Origin of the sequence: Ereboglobus sp. PH5-5 (genome assembly GCF_029504805.1) — a bacterium.
In the GTDB taxonomy this organism is placed as follows: Bacteria; Verrucomicrobiota; Verrucomicrobiia; order Opitutales; family Opitutaceae; genus Ereboglobus.
Genome location: NZ_JAQFIT010000013.1, coordinates 32,818 through 50,640 on the forward strand (window position 1 = coordinate 32,818; position 17,823 = coordinate 50,640).

Consider the following 17,823-nt stretch of genomic DNA (forward strand, 5'->3'; position numbering starts at 1 on the left):
TCCCGCAAAAAGCCCGTTCAGTCCTCGTCGTCCGCGCCGCCGCGGGTGGCGCTGGGGCCGGTGTATTCCTTGCCGGTGAGGCGGGCAAACTTCTCCTCGAAATCAACCCGCTGGAGCGCGGTAATGATTTCGTCGATGTCTCCTTCCATGACTTGCGGGAGGCTGTAAAGCGTGAGGCCGATGCGGTGGTCGGTGAGGCGGTTTTGCGGAAAATTGTAGGTGCGGATGCGTTCGCTGCGCCCGCCGGTGCCGATCTGGCTGCGGCGGTGCTCGGCATATTTTTCACGCTCCTCGTCCTCCTTGAGCTTGAGGAGGCGCGAACGGAGGACGGTCATGGCGCGCGCCTTGTTTTTGAGCTGCGAGCGTTCGTCGGCGCATTGCACAATGAGTCCGGTGGGCTTGTGCAGGATTTGCACGGCGGAGTCGGTCGTGTTGACGCCCTGCCCGCCGGGACCGCTGGCGCGGCTGACGGTGATTTCGAGCTCCTGCGGGTCGATGTGGATGTCAACTTCCTCGGCCTCGGGGAGGACTGCGACGGTGACGGTGGAGGTGTGGATGCGGCCGTTGGCCTCGGTGACGGGGATGCGTTGCACGCGATGCACACCGCTTTCAAACTTGAGCTGCCGGTAAACATCCTGGCCGGTGATGAGGAAGATGACTTCCTTGTAGCCGCCGCGCTCGGTGCCGCTGCTGCTCATGGGCTGGACTTTCCAGCCGCGGTTTTCGGCGTAGCGGGAATACATGCGAAAGAGGTCGCCGGCGAAGAGGCTGGCTTCGTCGCCGCCGGTGCCGGCGCGGATTTCCATGACGGTGTTGCGCGAGTCGCTTGGGTCGGGCGGGATCATGGACTCAAGGACGGTTTCGCGAAGCTGTGTGCGTTTGCGCTCAAGCTCGGGGAGTTCGGCGGCGGCGAGCTCCTTGAGGTCGGGATCGGCGGCGGGGTCCTTGACGAGGGTTTGGGCCTCGGTGATTTCAAGCCCTGTTTTTTCGAAGGCGATGTGGTCGTCGATGAGGGCCTTCAGCTTTTGCTGTTCGCGGGAAACATCGGCGGCCTTGCGCGGGTTTTGATAAAAATCGGGCGCGGACATCTGCGCATCGAGTTCATCGAGGCGGAGTTTGAAGGGAGCGATGTCGGGAAGCTGTTCCATGCCGAAAATACCGCACGAAACAGAAACTCCCGCGCAGTGCCAAGTCTGCAATGATCGCGGCCGGCGGGATTTGGCCGGCATCAGTTGTCGCGTCTTAATTTCGCGATTAGTTCTTCACTCCATCTCAATTTGCAGGCACGTTTTTGGCTCGTCACCATAATTGCAAAACAGCCCGGCGTCTCACACAACCCGCTTGCCGATGTCCGCACCGCTCACAAATCCTCTCAAGTCCGCGCGTTTCCCGTTTCACCTCATGACCAAGCCCGTCGGCTCGGTCTGCAATCTCGATTGCACGTATTGTTTCTATCTCGAAAAGGCGCGCCTCTACGAAGGCCAGGGCGGGCATCGCATGAAACGCGAGGTTCTCGCCACCTACATCCGCAGCTACATCGCCGCGCAACCGGGTCGCGAGGTTAGCTTCGCCTGGCAGGGCGGCGAGCCCACGCTTTGCGGTGTCGATTTTTTTCGCGAGGCAATGGAGCTGCAGCAACGCTACGGCGCCGGCCGCAACATCACCAACGCCTTCCAGACCAACGGCACGCTGCTCGACGACGAATGGGGCGAGTTCCTCGCCAAGCACAATTTCCTCGTCGGCATCAGCATCGACGGTCCGCGTCGCGTGCACGACGGCTACCGCGTGGACAAGGGCCAGAATCCCACGTTCGACCGCGTGATGAACGGCATCGACGTCCTCAAGCGTCACAAGGTCGAGTTTAACACCCTCACCACCGTCCATCGCAAAAACTCGCATCTTCCTCTCGATGTTTACCGTTTCCTGCGCGAAATCGGCTCCGGCTACATCCAGTTCATCCCCATCGTTGAGCGCGCCGCCGAGGCCACCGCCGCCGCCGCGTCCGGTCTTTGGCTCGCCCCGCCGCCCAACCACCCCGACGCCGACGAGCTCGACTCGGTCGTCACCCAATGGAGCGTGCGCCCCTCCGATTACGGCAATTTCCTCTGCGCTGTTTTTGATGAATGGATCAAAACCGATGTCGGCCGCATCTTCGTGCAACAATTCGACTGCGCCCTTGCCAACTGGGCCGGCGAACCCGCCGGCGTCTGCGTGTTTTCGGAAAAATGCGGACGCGCCCTCGCCATCGAGCACAACGGCGACGTTTACACCTGCGACCATTACGTTTATCCGCACTACAAGCTCGGCAATGTGATGACCGACGCGCTCGCCGACATGGTCGACTCGCCCATGCAAACCGCCTTCGGAGATTCAAAGGCCGACTCGCTCCCGCGCTACTGCCGGAAGTGCCCCGTGCATTTCGCCTGCCACGGTGAATGCCCCAAGCACCGCTTTCTCACCACGCCCGACGGCGAGGACGGCCTCGCGTATTTGTGCGGTGGATACAAAAAATTCTACGCGCATATCGACTCGCCCATGCGAACCATGACCGCGCTTTTGCGACAAGGGCGCGCGCCCGCCGAAATCATGCAAATCCCCCGCGCCCAATGGATGCGCGGGCCAAAACTGCGGTAAAAGTCCCTGCGGGCGAAAATTCAGAATTCGACATAAATCACTACGTCAGACTGAGTTAATTTACACAGCATCAGTGTGAATCGAATTAAGCTGAAGTGTGCTGATGCAATAAAATCAACATATTTTGATTCAATGATATGTTCATTGCAATTATCCCAACTTTGTCTTTTTGTAAGAGATTTCACATTCCTCGCAACAGACAACATTCTCATGCCAGCCACCGTAGCCAATCCCATCAAAGAATCGCGCTCGTTCGCCGGGCTGCGCGAGCTGTTTGCCGCGCGCATCGCAGTGCTCGACGGCGCGATGGGCTCGATGCTGCAAACACACTCACTCACCGAGACTGATTTCCGCGGCGGCGAGGGAGGCCGGCTCGCAAACCATCCGCACGACTTGCGCGGAAACAACGACCTGCTCAGCCTCACGCGCCCCGACCTCATCGAAAAAATCCACGCCGACTACTTCGCGGCGGGCGCGGATTTGGTCGAGACAAACACCTTTAACGCCACCTCGATCTCGCAGGCCGACTACCACACCGAAAGCCTCGTCGCCGAAATCAACACCGCCGCCGCCGCAATCGCCCGACGCGCCGCGCGCGCCGCCGAGGCCGGGTCGCGCGAAAAAGGCGGGCCGCGCCGCCGCTTCGTCGTCGGCGCCATCGGCCCGCTTAACCGCACGCTCTCGATGTCGCCCGACGTGAACCGCCCCGAATACCGCGCCGTCACCTGGGCGCAAGTCGTCGCCGCCTACGCCGAACAAATCCGCGCGCTCACCGCCCCCGCGCCCGACACCGACGGCGAGCCCGGCGTGGACGCGCTTCTCATCGAAACCATCTTCGACACGCTCAACGCCAAGGCCGCGCTCTTCGCCGCCGAAAACGTTTTCGCGGAAACCGGCGTGCGCGTGCCCGTCATGGTCAGCGTCACGATCACCGACGCCTCCGGCCGCACGCTTTCCGGCCAGACGGTCGAAGCCTTTTACAACAGCATCCGCCACGCGCGTCCCTTCAGCGTCGGCATCAACTGCGCGCTCGGCGGCGCCGCGATGCGCCCCCATGTCGAGGAACTCGCGCGGATCGCCGAGTGCCCCGTGACGTGCCACCCAAACGCCGGCCTGCCAAACGCCTTCGGCGGCTACGACGAAACCCCCGCCGACATGGCGCGCATACTCGGCGGGTTCGCCCGCGCCGGACTCGTCAACATGGTGGGCGGCTGCTGCGGCTCCACGCCCGCGCACATCCGCGCCATCGCCGGCGCCGTGAGCGAACTCAAGCCGCGCGCCACCCCAACCCGCCACCACGACCTTCGCCTCAGCGGACTGGAGCCGCTCAACATACAATGACAAATGCCGCATCCACCCTCCTCGTCGTCGGCGAACGCACCAACATCACCGGCTCGCCGAAATTCGCCAAGGCGATCCGCAACGCCGACTGGCGCGCCGCTATCGAAATCGCCCGCCAGCAAGTCGAGAACGGCGCCAACATCATCGACATCAACGTGGACGAAGCCCTCATCGACGGCGAGGCCACCATGGTGCATTTCCTCAACCTCATCGCCGCCGAACCCGACATCGCGCGCGTGCCCGTCATGCTCGACTCCTCCAAATGGAGCGTGCTCGAAGCCGGCCTCCAATGCCTCCAAGGCAAAGGCATCGTCAACTCCATCTCGCTCAAGGACGGCGAGGCCGAGTTCCTGCGCCGCGCCGCGCTCCTGCGCCGCTACGGAGCCGCCGCCGTCGTCATGGCCTTCGACGAACAAGGCCAGGCCGCCTCGCGCGACGACAAAGTGCGCATCTGCACCCGCGCCTACCGCCTCCTCACCGAGCGCGCCGCGTTTCCGCCGGAGGACATTATCTTCGACCCCAACGTCCTCACCGTCGCCACCGGCATCGACGAGCACAACAACTACGCCGTCGATTTCTTCGAGGCCGCTCGCATCATCAAGCAAACGCTCCCCGGCGCGAAAGTCTCCGGCGGCATCTCGAACGTCTCCTTCGCCTTCCGCGGCAACAACCCCGTGCGCGAGGCGATCCACACCGTCTTCCTCTACCACGCCATCCGCGCCGGCCTCGACATGGCAATCGTCAACGCCGGCATGCTCGGCAACTACGACGAAATCGACCCCGCTCTCCGCGCCCGCGTCGAGGACGTGATCCTAAACCGCCACTCCGAAGCGACGGACAACCTCATCGCCCTCGCCGAAAAAATCAAAAGCCAAAACACCGCCGTAGGGGCGTCGCTTGCGGCGCCCGTTCCCGTCCCCGAGTCCAACCTGACCGTCGAGGAGCGACTCTCCCGCGCCATCGTCGCCGGACTCGACGCCAACATCGAAACCGACACCGAACTCGCGCGCCAAAAATTCGCGCGCCCGCTCGACATCATCGAAGGTCCGCTCATGGACGGCATGCGCATCGTCGGCGAACGCTTCGGCGCCGGAAAAATGTTTCTCCCCCAAGTCGTGAAAAGCGCGCGCGTCATGAAACGCGCCGTCGCCCACCTCACCCCCTTCATGGAAGAGGAGAAGCGGCGCCTTGCGGCGCAGGAGTCAGGAGTCAGGAGTCAGGAGTCAGGAGAAAAACAAGCGGGCCACGCACCCCGCGTCGTCCTTGCCACCGTCAAAGGCGACGTCCACGACATTGGCAAAAACATCGTCGGCGTCGTCCTCGCGTGCAACAACTACGAAGTCCACGACCTCGGCGTGATGGTGCCATGCGAAAAAATCATCGCCGAAGCCAAACGCCTCAACGCCGACCTCGTCGGCCTCTCCGGACTCATCACACCCTCGCTCGACGAAATGACCCACGTCGCCGCCGAAATGTCCCGCGCCGGCCTCGACATCCCGTTGCTCATCGGCGGCGCGACCACCAGCGCCGCGCACACCGCCGTCAAAATCGCCCCCGCCTACCCGCCCGGCGTCGTGCACGTCCTCGACGCCTCGCGTGTCGTCAACGTCGCCAGCGCCCTGCTCTCCCCTACGCAAAAACCCGCCTTCCTCGCCGACATCTTTTCGCGCCAGCAAAAACTCCGCGACGACTTCGCCGCCCGCCGCACGCAAAAACAACTCCTTCCCATCGCCACCGCCCGCGCCAACCGCCAGCCCGTCGACTGGAGCGCCACCGACATTCCCTGCCCCGAATTCCTCGGCACGCGCACCCACGCCGACATCCCCGTCGAGGACATTATCCCCTACATCGACTGGTCGCCCTTTTTCAGCGCGTGGGAGCTCACCGGACGCTATCCGCAAATTTTCGACGACCCGAAAATCGGCGACGAAGCCAAAAAACTCCACACCGACGCGCAACAACTCCTCGCCAAAATCGCGCGTGAAAAACTTTTCACCCCCCGCGCCGTCGTCGGTTTCTGGCCATGCAATTCCACCGGCGACGACATCGAGGTTTATGATCATGAAGGTAGTGCGAACCCTCCGGGTGAGCCGAACACACTTTCGAGCAACACAACGGGCACGGCTCAGCCGGAGGCTTCGCCCCACCCCGGCAAAACGCCCCGCGCCCGCCTGCACCATCTGCGCCAGCAAATGGAAAAACCCGCCGGCCAGCACAACCACTGCCTTGCCGACTACATCGCGCCGCGCGAAAGCGACCGCACCGACTACATCGGCGGCTTCGTCGTGACGGCCGGTGACGGCGTCGAAAAACTCGCCGCCGAATACAAGCGCGCCGGCGACGATTACCGCGCCATCATGACGCAGGCGCTCGGCGACCGCATCGCCGAGGCGCTCGCGGAAAAAATGCACAAGCACGCCCGCGACCTCTGCGGTTTCGGCAAAACCGAAAACCTCACACCCGAGGATTTGATTCGCGAAAAATACCGCGGCATCCGTCCCGCACCCGGTTATCCCGCGTGCCCCGACCACACCGAAAAACAAACCCTCTTCCGCCTCCTCAACGCAACCGAGGCCACCGGTGTTTCCCTCACGGAATCCTGCGCCATGGCACCCGGCTCGTCCGTCAGCGGTTGGTATTTCAACCATCCCGACTCAAAATATTTCGGCGTTGGAAAACTGGGCGGCGACCAAGTCGAGGACTACGCCCGCCGCAAAACCATGCCCCTGGCCGAAGCCGAAAAATGGCTCGGCCCCTGGCTGGATTACGAGGTGGGATGATTCCATTGGCACCCGGGCCGATTTACATCGATTTTAAACCGGCCTGCGCCGCCAAATTCAAAAACCTGGTTGCACACTTCACGTAATCGGGCGATAGTGCGGGCACTATGATCGACGTAATCAAACGCACCATGCTCGCCGGTGTCGGCGCAGCCGTCATCACCAAGGAAAAAGCCGAGGCCGCCTTCGCCGAGTGGGTAAAGAAAGGCAAGATCTCCGCCGACGAAGCCAAGGCCATGGCCTCCAAGCTCGCCGACGACGGCAAAGCCGAATACGAACGCAGCTCCGCCGAAGTCAAACAAACCGTGCGCGAACTGCTGGACAAGGCCGGTGTCGGCCAGAAGGACCGCATCGACGCACTCGAGAAGCGCCTTCTCGCGCTCGAGATCGAAGTCGCCAACCTCGCCACGCACAAGGACGCGCCGCCTCCACAAGACTAACTTGCCCAAACATCGCGAATCATCAGGCCGATCGGTCCGCTCCGGCTGATCAGTCTGATCTTTTCACCTCCATGAAACCCTTCGGCTGGCTTACCAACGCCGCTCGGATGCGCGAAATCATTGCCGTTCTCTGGCGCAATGGTTTCGACGGCTTTCTGCAAAAAATCCGGCCGCCTTCGGGGCTGCTCCGCCGCCTCACGCCGAAACCTCGCTCGCGTCACAGCCTTTGGGAGCGCATCCGCATCACGCTTGAGGAGCTCGGCCCGACTTTTGTTAAATTCGGCCAAATCCTCAGCATGCGACCCGATGCGTTTCCCGAGCCGCTGATTGTCGAGCTGCAAAAACTCCAGGCCAGCGTAACACCGCAGCCCTTTTCGGAAATGGAACCCGTGCTTCGCACCGGACTCAACGGCGAGGAGCTTGAGGCTGTTTTTTCCGACTTTGACCGCACTCCCGTCGCCGCGGCCTCCGTCGCGCAAGTTTACCACGCCACGCTCCGCCAAAACGGTCAGCGCGTCGCCGTCAAAATCCAGCGTCCCGGAGTTCAGAAAAAAATCGGCGCCGACTTTGAAATCCTGCGCTGGTTCGCGCACCAGGCGCACCAGCGCATTGAGGCGCTGCAAGCTTACAACCTGCCCGAGATTGTTGACGAACTGGGACGCGGCCTTGAGGAGGAGCTCGATTTCCGTGTCGAGGCGCACAACGTCTCCTATTTTCTAGAACGCAACAAAGACAGCGAGCACGTCACCGCTCCGCGCGCTTATATTGCGTATTCAAGCGCCACGGTTCTCGTCATGGATTTTGCCGAAGGCACCAAAATCCGCGACATCGAGCCCGGTTCGCCCCTCGCAAAGGCCGCCGCCAGCAACGGCGCGTCATCCCTTTTCCATCAAATTCTCGTCGACGGTTTTTTCCATGCCGACCCGCACGCGGGCAATGTTCTTGTGCAGCCGGGCGGTCGCATCTGTTTTCTCGACTGGGGGCTCGTCGGGCAGCTCACGCGCCAGATGCGCTACACGCTCGTCGATCTCTTCGAGGCGTTCCTGAGCGGCGACTCCGCGCAAGTCGTGCGCGTGGCGATGGATCTTGAGCGAAGCAGTTCCATTTATCCCAACACCCGCCGCATGGAGCGCGAAATCCTCTATGCCCTCCGCGAGACATTTGATCCCGCGACCGGCAAGGGCGAAATCGGACGCGCCATGCTGCGCCTCCTCCACATCTTTGGTGAAAACGGAATCGAGATCGCGCAGGATTACGCGCTCGTGGCGAAGGCCGTTTACACAATCGAGGAAACCGGCACGCGGCTCGACCCGGAGTTTTCGCTCAGCGCGAGCTTCATGCCCGCGGTGAAAAAACTCATCGCCCAGCGACGCAATCCCAAGGCATTGCTGCAAAACTTCCGGCGCACCTTTGCCAGCGGATTCAGCCGCATTCAGGAACTGCCCGCCGAAATGCACCGCGTGCTGCGCCTTCTCGAATCGGGTCGCACCACGATTAATTTTCAGCATCGCGGCCTCGAGGACATGGACGACGTGCTCAATTCCGCGAGCAACAAACTCACCATCGGCTTGATCATCGCCGCAATGATCATCGGCTCATCAATCATCATCGCGACAAAAATACCGCCGCTGGTCGGTGAAAACATGTCGTTGCTCGGCCTCGTCGGCTACCTGCTCTCAGCCATGCTCGGACTCTGGATCGTTTATAATATTTTGCGGCACGGGCCGCATAAATAGCGGGGTGATCGGCGTCGCGCGCGGATCAAACGCGCGCAACAAAACCGCGACGGTGTTGACATGCCGTTTTGCCGCGGAAAACTGCGCGAATCATGTCTTCCTCGATTGAATCCGTTCCGCTTCCCGAATCAATTCGCCTCATCAATCACGGCCCGACTGTGATGGTCACCGCCGCCCACGGCGGGCGCGGCAATGTGATGACCGCCGCATGGACGCTGCCGCTCGATTTTGACCCGCCGAAAGTCCTGGCGATCATCGGCGCGAACAGTTTCACGCGGGAATTGATTAACGCCTCGGGTGAGTTTGCGCTCAACGTCCCGCCGCAAGCGCTCGTGAAAGCGGCGCTTGGTGTCGGCTCCGAAAGTGGACGCGACGTGCCCGACAAATTTGCGCGCCACGGGCTCAAGACATTTGCCGCGCAAAAAATAGCCGCGCCGCTAGTCGAGGGCTGCGTGGCCTGGCTCGAATGCCGCGTGATCCGCGACGCAAACACCGCGCAAAACGAGAAAGACTACGATCTTCTCTTCGCGGAAGTGGTGGGCGCGCAAGCCGACACGCGTGTTTTCTCGCAAGGTCACTGGCACTTCGAAACCGCGCCCGACGAATTGCGCACGATTCACCATGCCGGCAGCAGCCAGTTCTACGCGATCGGCGAGGCAGTGAACGCGGAGTAGCCACCACGCCCTGTTAGAGGTTTTTTAGTTTCACTTTGATGCGCATTGGTAGGGCGAACCCTCCGGGTGAGCCGTTCTCAATCCCGGCTCACCCGGAGGGTTCGCCCTACCCCAAATGAGACAAAGCGAATCGGGAATTTGGCGCGAGCCTCGCTGTTATCAGATATCAAGCCAGGTGCCGAGACCGATGACGACTGTGGAAATAATCAGCGTCGCGATGCCGGCCGTGATCAAGCGGCGGGCCTTGGCGCTCACGCCGCTCCACTCCTTGAAATACACGCCCCAGAGCGTGCTGAAAATGATGATGCTCGCCATGTGGAGCGTCCAGCTCGCGAAACCATATTCGCCCATCTGCGACTCACCCATGTTGTAGAAGAAGAACTGGAAATACCAAGTGGCGCCGGCGAGGGCGGAGAAAAAGAAGTTGCTCGCGCGCGGGATGCGAAGCGCGTCAGCGGAGGGCGCGCGGGCGGCGGCGGGTTGCGCGAGGTTTTGAGGGGCGAGGTTGGCGTGCCCGCTGCGCAGGTGGCTGGCGAGGTATTGGTAACCGGTCTTGTTTTTGATGTTGAGATACACGCACCAGATAAAGTTGGTCGTGAACCCGCCGAGGAGAATAACGACGAGGCGCGGAATGCCGGCCCAGAGCTTGTCCGTCCCGCCGGCCTCGATTGCTTGCGCGATGGGATTTCCCGCCGTGATGGCAAAGGCCATGCCCGCGCTCATGACACCGGAGAAGGTCGCGACGAGAATGCCCTTCTTGAAATCAAATTCCGCGATCGCCTTTTTCTTTTCCGCCTCGGGCATCTCGCGCTCCTTGGTGAGCCCGGCTTTCGCCGCAATAAAAATGCCAAGCACGGTCACCGCGATTCCGACCATGGTGACGATGCCGCCTCGGGTCTGGACGATGTCAACAAGGCTCTTGGGAACCGCGGGGCCGAGATCGACAAAAATCTTGAGCAACGGCGGCAGCAGCGTGCCGAAAACCGTGCAATATCCAAGCGCCACACCCATGCCGAGCGACATACCCAGGTAACGCATCGTCAGCCCGAACGTGAGCCCGCCGCAGCCCCACATCATGCCAAAAACATATGGCCACACGAATGGCGCGATGCCCTCGTTTTGCCAGATCTCGCGGAGAATGCCGAAGGCGTTGTGATCCTTCGTGATCAGCCACGCAAAAAACGCGGGACAGACAATCCACGAGAAAACGCCGCCAACCAGCCAGTAAACCTCCCACGCCCACTTTTTAACCCCCTTGTAAGGGACATAAAAGCTGCCTGATGCCAGGCCGCCTAGCCAATGGAAAACAACGCCAAGAATAGGATTGGAGTGCATGGGTTTTTATGAGTTGAAAATGACCGGATGAAACACCCTGAACGCGACGATCCCCTGTGCCGCGCGGCAACCTTCGCAAGCCGGTGGGATTTGTCGGGATGGCATAAATGGGGAAATGAATGGTTAAAAAAGCGAAGCACACATTGCGAGTCTTCACGCCGTGTGCAGGCCGCATCTGAAGCAAAATAAACCCGCCTGTAAACAGCTTTGTGCGGCGATCGTTAATCTGGAAGTGCGCCGGGCCACAGTCCGGTGTTTTCGGTTTTTTTGAATAAAAATACGCCTTCGCTTGCCAGCGAGTGCCCGTGCTTTTTTAATGCGAGCATGCAGCTTCCCGCAGTATTGGCCTCGCTGGCTTCCAACGCCCCGGTCGTGGATTTTCCACGGTCGCTTTCCTCGTATGCGGATTCCGGCGCCGCGGAAAACATCGGGTTGATTGAGGCGCTCGCGTCACGAATACAGGCCGAGCCGTTCAACCTCGCGGCCACCATCATCTTTTTGCTCGCAATCATCCACACGTTCCTGACGCCGCGATTCCGCCACTGGGCGCACGAGGTCGAGGAGGCGCACCGCAAAAAACTCGAAGCATGCAAACAACGCCGGGAACACCCCGATACCTTCGACGGATCGCCCCACAAGGAAACCGATTGCGACCCCGACGAGGTCAGTTTCAAGGGGCAGGTGCTGCACTTCTTCGGCGAGGTCGAGGCCGTGTTCGGCATCTGGGCCGCCGTGCTCGTCGCCACGATGACCGTTTCGAAGGGATGGGGCACGGTGGTGCATTACCTCGGGCACCACGTCAATTTCACCGAGCCTGTTTTTGTCGTCGCAATCATGGCGCTGGCGGCCACCCGGCCAATCCTGCAACTCGCGGAGCGATTCCTGCGCATGATCGCCGCGCTCGGGAAAAACACCGTGGCGGCGTGGTGGATCACCATCCTCGTCATGGCGCCGTTGCTCGGGTCGCTCATCACGGAACCCGCCGCCATGACAATCGCCGCGCTTCTGCTCGCGCGGCAGTTCTACGCGTTAAAACCGCGGATCGTCTTTGCCTATGCGACGATTGGCCTGCTCTTCGTCAATGTCTCCGTCGGCGGCACGCTCACGAACTTTGCGGCGCCGCCGGTCCTCATGGTCGCCGGGCCGTGGGACTGGAGCATCGCGCACATGTTCACGAATTTTGGCTGGCGCGCGGTCATCGGCATCGTTGTCGCCACCGGCTTCTATTATATTGTCTTCCGAAAACAGTTCGCCGCGCTCCAGCGCGCGCGCGACAACACGAGCCGGGCCGCGTCCGCGCCCAGGGAGGAGCGCGTGCCACTCTGGATCACGCTCGTGCAAATCGGCTTCATGGCGTGGATGGTCGCCGTCTCGCATTATCCGCCGATGATTATTGGCGGCTTCCTGTTCTTCCTGGCATTCGCCCAAGCGACCGCGCATCACCAGGGAAAGTTCGACCTGAAATCGCCCATGCTCGTCGGCTTTTTTATCGCCGGCCTCGTTATTCACGGCGGCTTGCAAGGCTGGTGGATCGAACCGGTGCTCGCGCGCCTCGACGCCGTGCCGCTTTTCTTCAGTGCGATCACACTCGGCGCCTTCAACGACAACGCCGCCATCACCTACCTCGCCACGCTCGTGCCCGACCTTCAGGACAATTTAAAATACGCCATTGTCGCGGGCGCGGTGACGGGCGGCGGCCTCACCGTGATCGCCAACGCGCCCAATCCCGCGGGCCAGTCCATCCTCGCGCGCTTTTTCCCCGACGGCGTTTCGCCGCTCGGCCTGTGCCTCGGGGCGCTCATCCCCACGGCCGTGCTCTCGGCCGCGTTTTTGCTGCTGTGAGCCCGCGCCGCCGTTTGGCGCGCGGGAAAATCCGCCGGAAATTCCACCGCCCCCGCGGTTGACCGCGTTCCACGCGGCGGCATGCTGGCCGGCTTAAATAAATTCAAAAACTCCGCACCATGATTACAAAAAAACTCGCCATCGTTTTGCTCGCCATCCTCACACTGGGAACAGGCCACCTGTTCGCACAAAAGAAAAACGGCCCCGTCGTTGAAAAGATGACCAGCAGCAACGGCAATTTTATCCGCACCGCCAATTACACAAACAACGTGCTGAACGGCCCCTACTCGGAAGTTTTTGAAAAAGGCGGCAAAACCAAAAGCTCCGGCCAATACACACTCGGCAAAAAAACGGGCCGCTGGGATTACGGCAAAAGCGACGGCGCCAAAACGCTGACCGAGGTTTACAACGCAACCGGCGGCCTCACCCAAAAGATCACCTATTACAGCAACGGTAAACCGAACGCCGAAACCGAATACAAAAACGGCAAACTCCACGGCGTGACCAAAAAATACGACCAGGACGGCTCGTTAAAAAGCGAGACAACCTACGCCAACGGCAAGGAGCACGGAAAACAAACGCAACACATCACAAGCACCTCGGGAAACTACGTTTGTGTTTCCCACTACCAAAACGGCCAGAAGCACGGCGATTATTCGGAGCAATACCAAAAAACCGGCAACCTCAAGGCCAAGGGCCAATACAAGCAGGGCCAAAAGGACGGCGTCTGGGTTTACGGCGAAGCCGGCGGAAAAAAGACCCGGGAAGAAACCTACGCCGACGGCAAGCTGGCCGGCTCCAAAAAACTCTAGTCACTCGCGTGGCGCGCAAAGGCGGCGCCGACGGGTTCGCGTCGGGCCGCATTTGTGTGAATAAGTCTTTCCGCAAACAGCTTTACACAAAAACGCGGCGGGTGTTTCCTTCACATTCATTCATCGATTGTGAAGATTCCACGCATCAACGCCTTTTTTCTCGCGATCATAGCGACCGTAATGCTTGTCGCGGCGGGCTACTTTGGCTGGCGGTATGTCGAGCTGCGCCGCCAGAACGCGGAGCTCCAACGCAACAAGGACCGGCTTTCCACGCTCTTTGACGAGCAAAAAGAAAAGCTGCGCGAAAGCCAGCGCATCCTCGATCGCCTGAGCAAGGACCCCGAGTTCGTCGAGATGATCATCCGCCGCCGCCTCGGCTACGCCAAGCCCGGCGAGGTGATTTATAACTTCGAGGAACCCGCGCCCGGAGATCCCCTGCCCGCGCCCGCGCCGGTCGAAAACATTCCCGCCCCGCCGCCACCGCAACAGCAACCGCAGCGTTGAGGACTGGCGCGATTTTTAATGCGCGCGTGTTTGCCGGCTGATTTGCGCGCGTGAATTTTTGAGGGGAACCATTGGTGGCCGGTTCGGGCTTCGCGTGCGTCATATAAGCATTGCACCCGCGCATGTGTTTTTTTGAATACACCCTCACGCTAAACATCGGACAACAACGACCGCCAATGGCCACACCAGAAATCATCGAAGCCTTTCAACGCGCCGGGCAAGGACACGTCTTTGCCTTCTACAACGAACTCGCCCCCGCCGAACGCGAACGCCTCCTCGCTGACGCCGCCGAGATCGACCTCGCCGAAATCGCGCGCCTCCACAAGACGCTCGTCGCCGACGGAGCCTCCGCCGCGCTGAACCTCGAAGGCCTCGCCCCCGCGCCCTACGAACCGCTTCCCGAAAACGGCGGCGACACCGCCGCCTGGGCCGCCGCCAAAACCGCCGGCGAGGAGGCGCTCCGCGCCGGACGCGTCGCCGCCTTCGTCGTTGCCGGCGGCCAGGGCACGCGCCTCGGCTACAACGGCCCGAAGGGCTCCTTCCCCGTCACCCCGCTCAAAAACAAAACCCTCTTCCAAGTCTTCGCTGAAAAAATCCGCGCCGCAGGCCTTCGCTACGGAAAACCCATCCACTGGTTCATCATGACCAGCCACGCGAACCACGCCGCCACCGAGGCCTTCTTCAAACAGCACGACTACTTCGGCCTCGCGTCCGCCCGCGTGCATCTTTTCCGCCAGGGCCGCATGCCCGCGATTTCGCCCGACGGCAAAATCCTCCTCGAAACCAAGTCCGCCATCGCCATGTCCCCCGACGGACACGGCGGCTCGCTCCGCGCCCTCCAGCGCAGCGGCGCGCTCGACATCATGCAGCGCGAAGGCATCGACATCCTCAGCTATTTCCAAGTCGACAATCCGCTCATCCGCATCATCGACCCCGCCTTCATCGGCTGGCACCTCGCCCGCCGCTCCGAAATGTCCTCGAAAATGATTCCCAAGGCCTACGCCGAGGAAAAAGTCGGACACTTCTGCACGCAAAACGACCGCACCGTCGTCATCGAATACTCCGACCTCCCGATGGAAATGCAGCGCGAAACCGATCCCGCCACCGGCAAGCTCCGCTACATCGCCGGCAGCATCGCCATCCATGTTTTGGACACGCAATTCATCCGCCGCATGGCGGGGGGAGCCGCCGGCGGCCACGAAGTCGCGCTTCCCTTCCACCGCGCCGACAAAAAAATCCCCACGATCGACGCCGACGGCAACCCGGTGAAACCCGACAAGCCCAACGGCATAAAATTCGAAATGTTCGTCTTCGACGCCGTCCCGCACGCCAAGAACGCCGTCATCATTGAAACCCGACGCGCCGACGATTTCAGCCCGGTGAAAAACGCCGAGGGCCTGGACTCGCCCAAAACCTGCCGCGACGACCAGCTCCGCCAATTCGCCCGCTGGTTAAAGCAAGTCGGCGCGCCCGTCGAAACCGACGCCACCGGCCTGCCCAACATCACCGTGGAAGTGTCACCACTTTTTGGATACGACGAGGAAACCTTCGCCCAATCCTGGGACCGCCTCCCCACCAAGCCCCCCATCACCGACGGATTATATCTCGAATAATTTTTTAATTAACCACGGAGAGCACGGAGAAACACAGAGGAAAAACTCTGACTCCGTGCCCCTCCGTGCTCTCCGTGGTTAAAACAATTCCGCATTCCGAAATCCGCATTCCGCATTCCCATGAGCACTCTCAAAAAAATCCAAGCCGCCGCCAAGTCCGGCGCGCTCCTCCCCTCCACCGCCGCCAATCTCGCCGACTGGCTCGCCGCGTCGCTCCCCGAATGGGCCGTCGCCAGCATCGGTGAGCTCGTTGAAAAACAAGCCTGGCCCGAACTCAACGACCGCTTTTACCGCTACCTCGAATTCGGCACCGGCGGCATGCGCGGACGCACCATCGGCGCCGTTCCCGCCGCCGCCGAAACCGGCAAGCTCTCGCCGCTCGGCACACCCGAGCACGCCGCCATCGGCAGCAACGTCCTCAACGACTTCACGCTCATCCGCGCCGTCATCGGCCTCTACCGCTACACGGCGAAGTTTCTCGCCACGCAAAACCGCGCCGATTCGCCCAAACTCGTCATCGCGCACGACGTGCGCCACTTCTCGCGCCACTTCTGCGAACTCGCCGCCTCCACCTGGACGCGCCTCGGCGGCACCGCCTGCATCTTCGACGGCCCGCGCTCCACGCCGCAACTCTCGTTCAGCGTCCGCTATCTCAAGGCCCACGCCGGCGTCGTCATCACCGCCAGCCACAACCCCCCGCACGACAACGGCTTCAAGGCCTACTTCGAGGACGGCGCGCAAGTCATCGCCCCGCACGACAAAGGCATTGTCGCCGAAGTCAACGCCGTCCCCCTCTCCGAACTCGGCGCCTACCTCGACAAAGACCTGGCGCGCGTCATCACGCTCACGCCCGCCGCCGATGCCGCCTACCACGCCGTCGCCGCCGAATCCATCATCGACAAAACCGTTTTCAAAAAAGCGAAACTCAAAGTCGCCTTCACCAACATCCACGGCACCGGCGCCATCGCCTCGGTTCCCCTCCTCAAAGCCGCCGGCGCGCTCGTCACCCACGTCCCGCAACAAGCCGCGCAAGACCCGCGCTTCCCCACCGTCAAATCGCCCAACCCCGAAAACGCCGAGGCGCTCTCCATCGCCGTCGCCCTTGCCGAGAAAAACAAACTCGACGTCGTCCTTGCCACCGACCCCGATTGCGACCGCATGGGCGTCGCCGTGCGCAACAAAGCCGGCAAAATGGAACTCCTCACCGGCAACCAAGTCGGCGCGCTCTTTGCCGACTACCGCATCACGAAACTCAAGCAGCTCGGCCGCATCCCGAAAAAAGGCGGGAAAAACATCGCCCTCATCAAAACCTTCGTGACGACCCCGCTCCAGGACGCCATTGGCGCGGCCCACGGCGTAAAAGTCATCAACACCCTCACCGGCTTCAAATGGATCGCCGCAAAAATCCGCCGCTACGAGGAACAACTCAAGGCGAGCCTCCTCGCCAAGGAAGGCATCGCGCTCGACTACGACCGCACTCCGCACGCCACCCGCGCCAAACTCCTCCAAAAACACAGCACCTATTTCATATTCGGAAACGAGGAAAGCTACGGCTACCTCGACGGCGACGACGTGCGCGACAAGGACGGCAACACCGCCTGCCTCATGTTCGCCGAACTCTGCGCCTACGTGAAATCGCGCAAACTCACCGTGCCCGAATACCTTGATGAAATCTACCGCAAGCACGGTTACTTCATGGAAGGCGTGATCAACATCTACTATGAAGGCGCGACCGGCGCGGCGAAAATCAAGCGCATCCTGGAAACCTACCGCGCGCGCCCCCCGAAAAAATTCGGCGACATCGCGGTGAAGAAATTCCAGGACTTCGGACGCGCGAAAATCCTCGACGCCGACGGCGAGCGCATCCCCGCGCAAGACCTCTATTTTGTGACCCTCGCCAACGGCTACACCTTCGCCGCCCGCGGCAGCGGCACAGAGCCAAAAATCAAGTTCTACATCTTCGCCAACGCAAAGAATCAGAAGCCGGTAAAAGGCAAAAAGAAACCCACCCTCGCCGAAACGAAAGCCGCCGTAAAAGCCGAGCTGGAACGCGTAAAAACCCTAATCGAAGCCGACGCAAGAAACCGCGCGGAATCATAATGTTTTTGTAGG

Annotated in this window: 11 protein-coding genes and 1 pseudogene; 10 read left to right on the forward strand and 2 right to left on the reverse strand. The window is 61.2% G+C overall.

All coding sequences use genetic code 11. The features are described 5' to 3' along the window. Positions 1-17: 17 nt before the first annotated feature. Positions 18-1,148: a peptide chain release factor 1 gene (prfA, locus tag M2103_RS09655; RefSeq protein ID WP_277510260.1), complete on the reverse strand. Its 1,131-nt coding sequence runs from the start codon at positions 1,146-1,148 to the stop codon at positions 18-20. Positions 1,149-1,401: 253 nt separating this feature from the next. Between prfA and M2103_RS09660 the strand changes: the two genes are divergently transcribed. The 5 genes and pseudogenes from M2103_RS09660 to M2103_RS09685 all read left to right on the forward strand — a co-directional run bounded on the left by M2103_RS09660 (position 1,402) and on the right by M2103_RS09685 (position 9,605). After that, a complete protein-coding gene (locus M2103_RS09660; RefSeq protein ID WP_277510261.1) occupies positions 1,402-2,634 on the forward strand; it encodes an anaerobic sulfatase maturase in 1,233 nt (410 codons plus the stop codon). A 306-nt stretch (positions 2,635-2,940) separates the two neighbouring features. Then, positions 2,941-6,755: pseudogene (gene metH / locus M2103_RS09670) on the forward strand (methionine synthase). Between the two features lie 107 nt (positions 6,756-6,862). Next, on the forward strand, positions 6,863-7,195 hold the full coding sequence (locus M2103_RS09675) for a hypothetical protein (protein WP_277510265.1): 333 nt from the start codon (positions 6,863-6,865) through the stop codon (positions 7,193-7,195). A gap of 71 nt (positions 7,196-7,266) precedes the next feature. Next, a complete protein-coding gene (locus M2103_RS09680; RefSeq protein ID WP_108824464.1) occupies positions 7,267-8,931 on the forward strand; it encodes an AarF/UbiB family protein in 1,665 nt (554 codons plus the stop codon). A gap of 92 nt (positions 8,932-9,023) precedes the next feature. Next, entirely contained in the window at positions 9,024-9,605 is a 582-nt protein-coding gene (locus tag M2103_RS09685) for a flavin reductase family protein (RefSeq protein WP_277510266.1), read from the forward strand. A gap of 159 nt (positions 9,606-9,764) precedes the next feature. Here the strand turns inward: M2103_RS09685 and M2103_RS09690 are convergent, their stop codons facing one another. Further along, complete coding sequence (locus tag M2103_RS09690) at positions 9,765-10,940, reverse strand: L-rhamnose/proton symporter RhaT (RefSeq protein WP_277510268.1); 1,176 nt, start codon at positions 10,938-10,940, stop codon at positions 9,765-9,767. Positions 10,941-11,264: 324 nt separating this feature from the next. Here M2103_RS09690 and M2103_RS09695 point away from each other — a divergent pair, with 324 nt between their 5' ends. The 5 genes from M2103_RS09695 (at position 11,265) to M2103_RS09715 (ending at position 17,811) form a co-directional block, all read left to right on the forward strand. Further along, the gene (locus M2103_RS09695) at positions 11,265-12,782 is read left to right on the forward strand and encodes a putative Na+/H+ antiporter (RefSeq protein ID WP_277510269.1); all 1,518 of its coding nucleotides are present in this window, start codon (positions 11,265-11,267) and stop codon (positions 12,780-12,782) included. Positions 12,783-12,901: 119 nt separating this feature from the next. Further along, positions 12,902-13,594: a hypothetical protein gene (locus tag M2103_RS09700; RefSeq protein ID WP_277510270.1), complete on the forward strand. Its 693-nt coding sequence runs from the start codon at positions 12,902-12,904 to the stop codon at positions 13,592-13,594. Between the two features lie 129 nt (positions 13,595-13,723). Next, a complete protein-coding gene (locus M2103_RS09705; RefSeq protein ID WP_277510271.1) occupies positions 13,724-14,098 on the forward strand; it encodes a septum formation initiator family protein in 375 nt (124 codons plus the stop codon). A 176-nt stretch (positions 14,099-14,274) separates the two neighbouring features. After that, complete coding sequence (locus M2103_RS09710) at positions 14,275-15,711, forward strand: UDPGP type 1 family protein (RefSeq protein ID WP_277510272.1); 1,437 nt, start codon at positions 14,275-14,277, stop codon at positions 15,709-15,711. Positions 15,712-15,831: 120 nt separating this feature from the next. Beyond that, positions 15,832-17,811 (forward strand): phospho-sugar mutase, encoded by a 1,980-nt coding sequence (locus M2103_RS09715; protein ID WP_277510274.1) that lies wholly within the window; start codon positions 15,832-15,834, stop codon positions 17,809-17,811. The last annotated feature ends 12 nt before the right edge of the window (positions 17,812-17,823 follow it).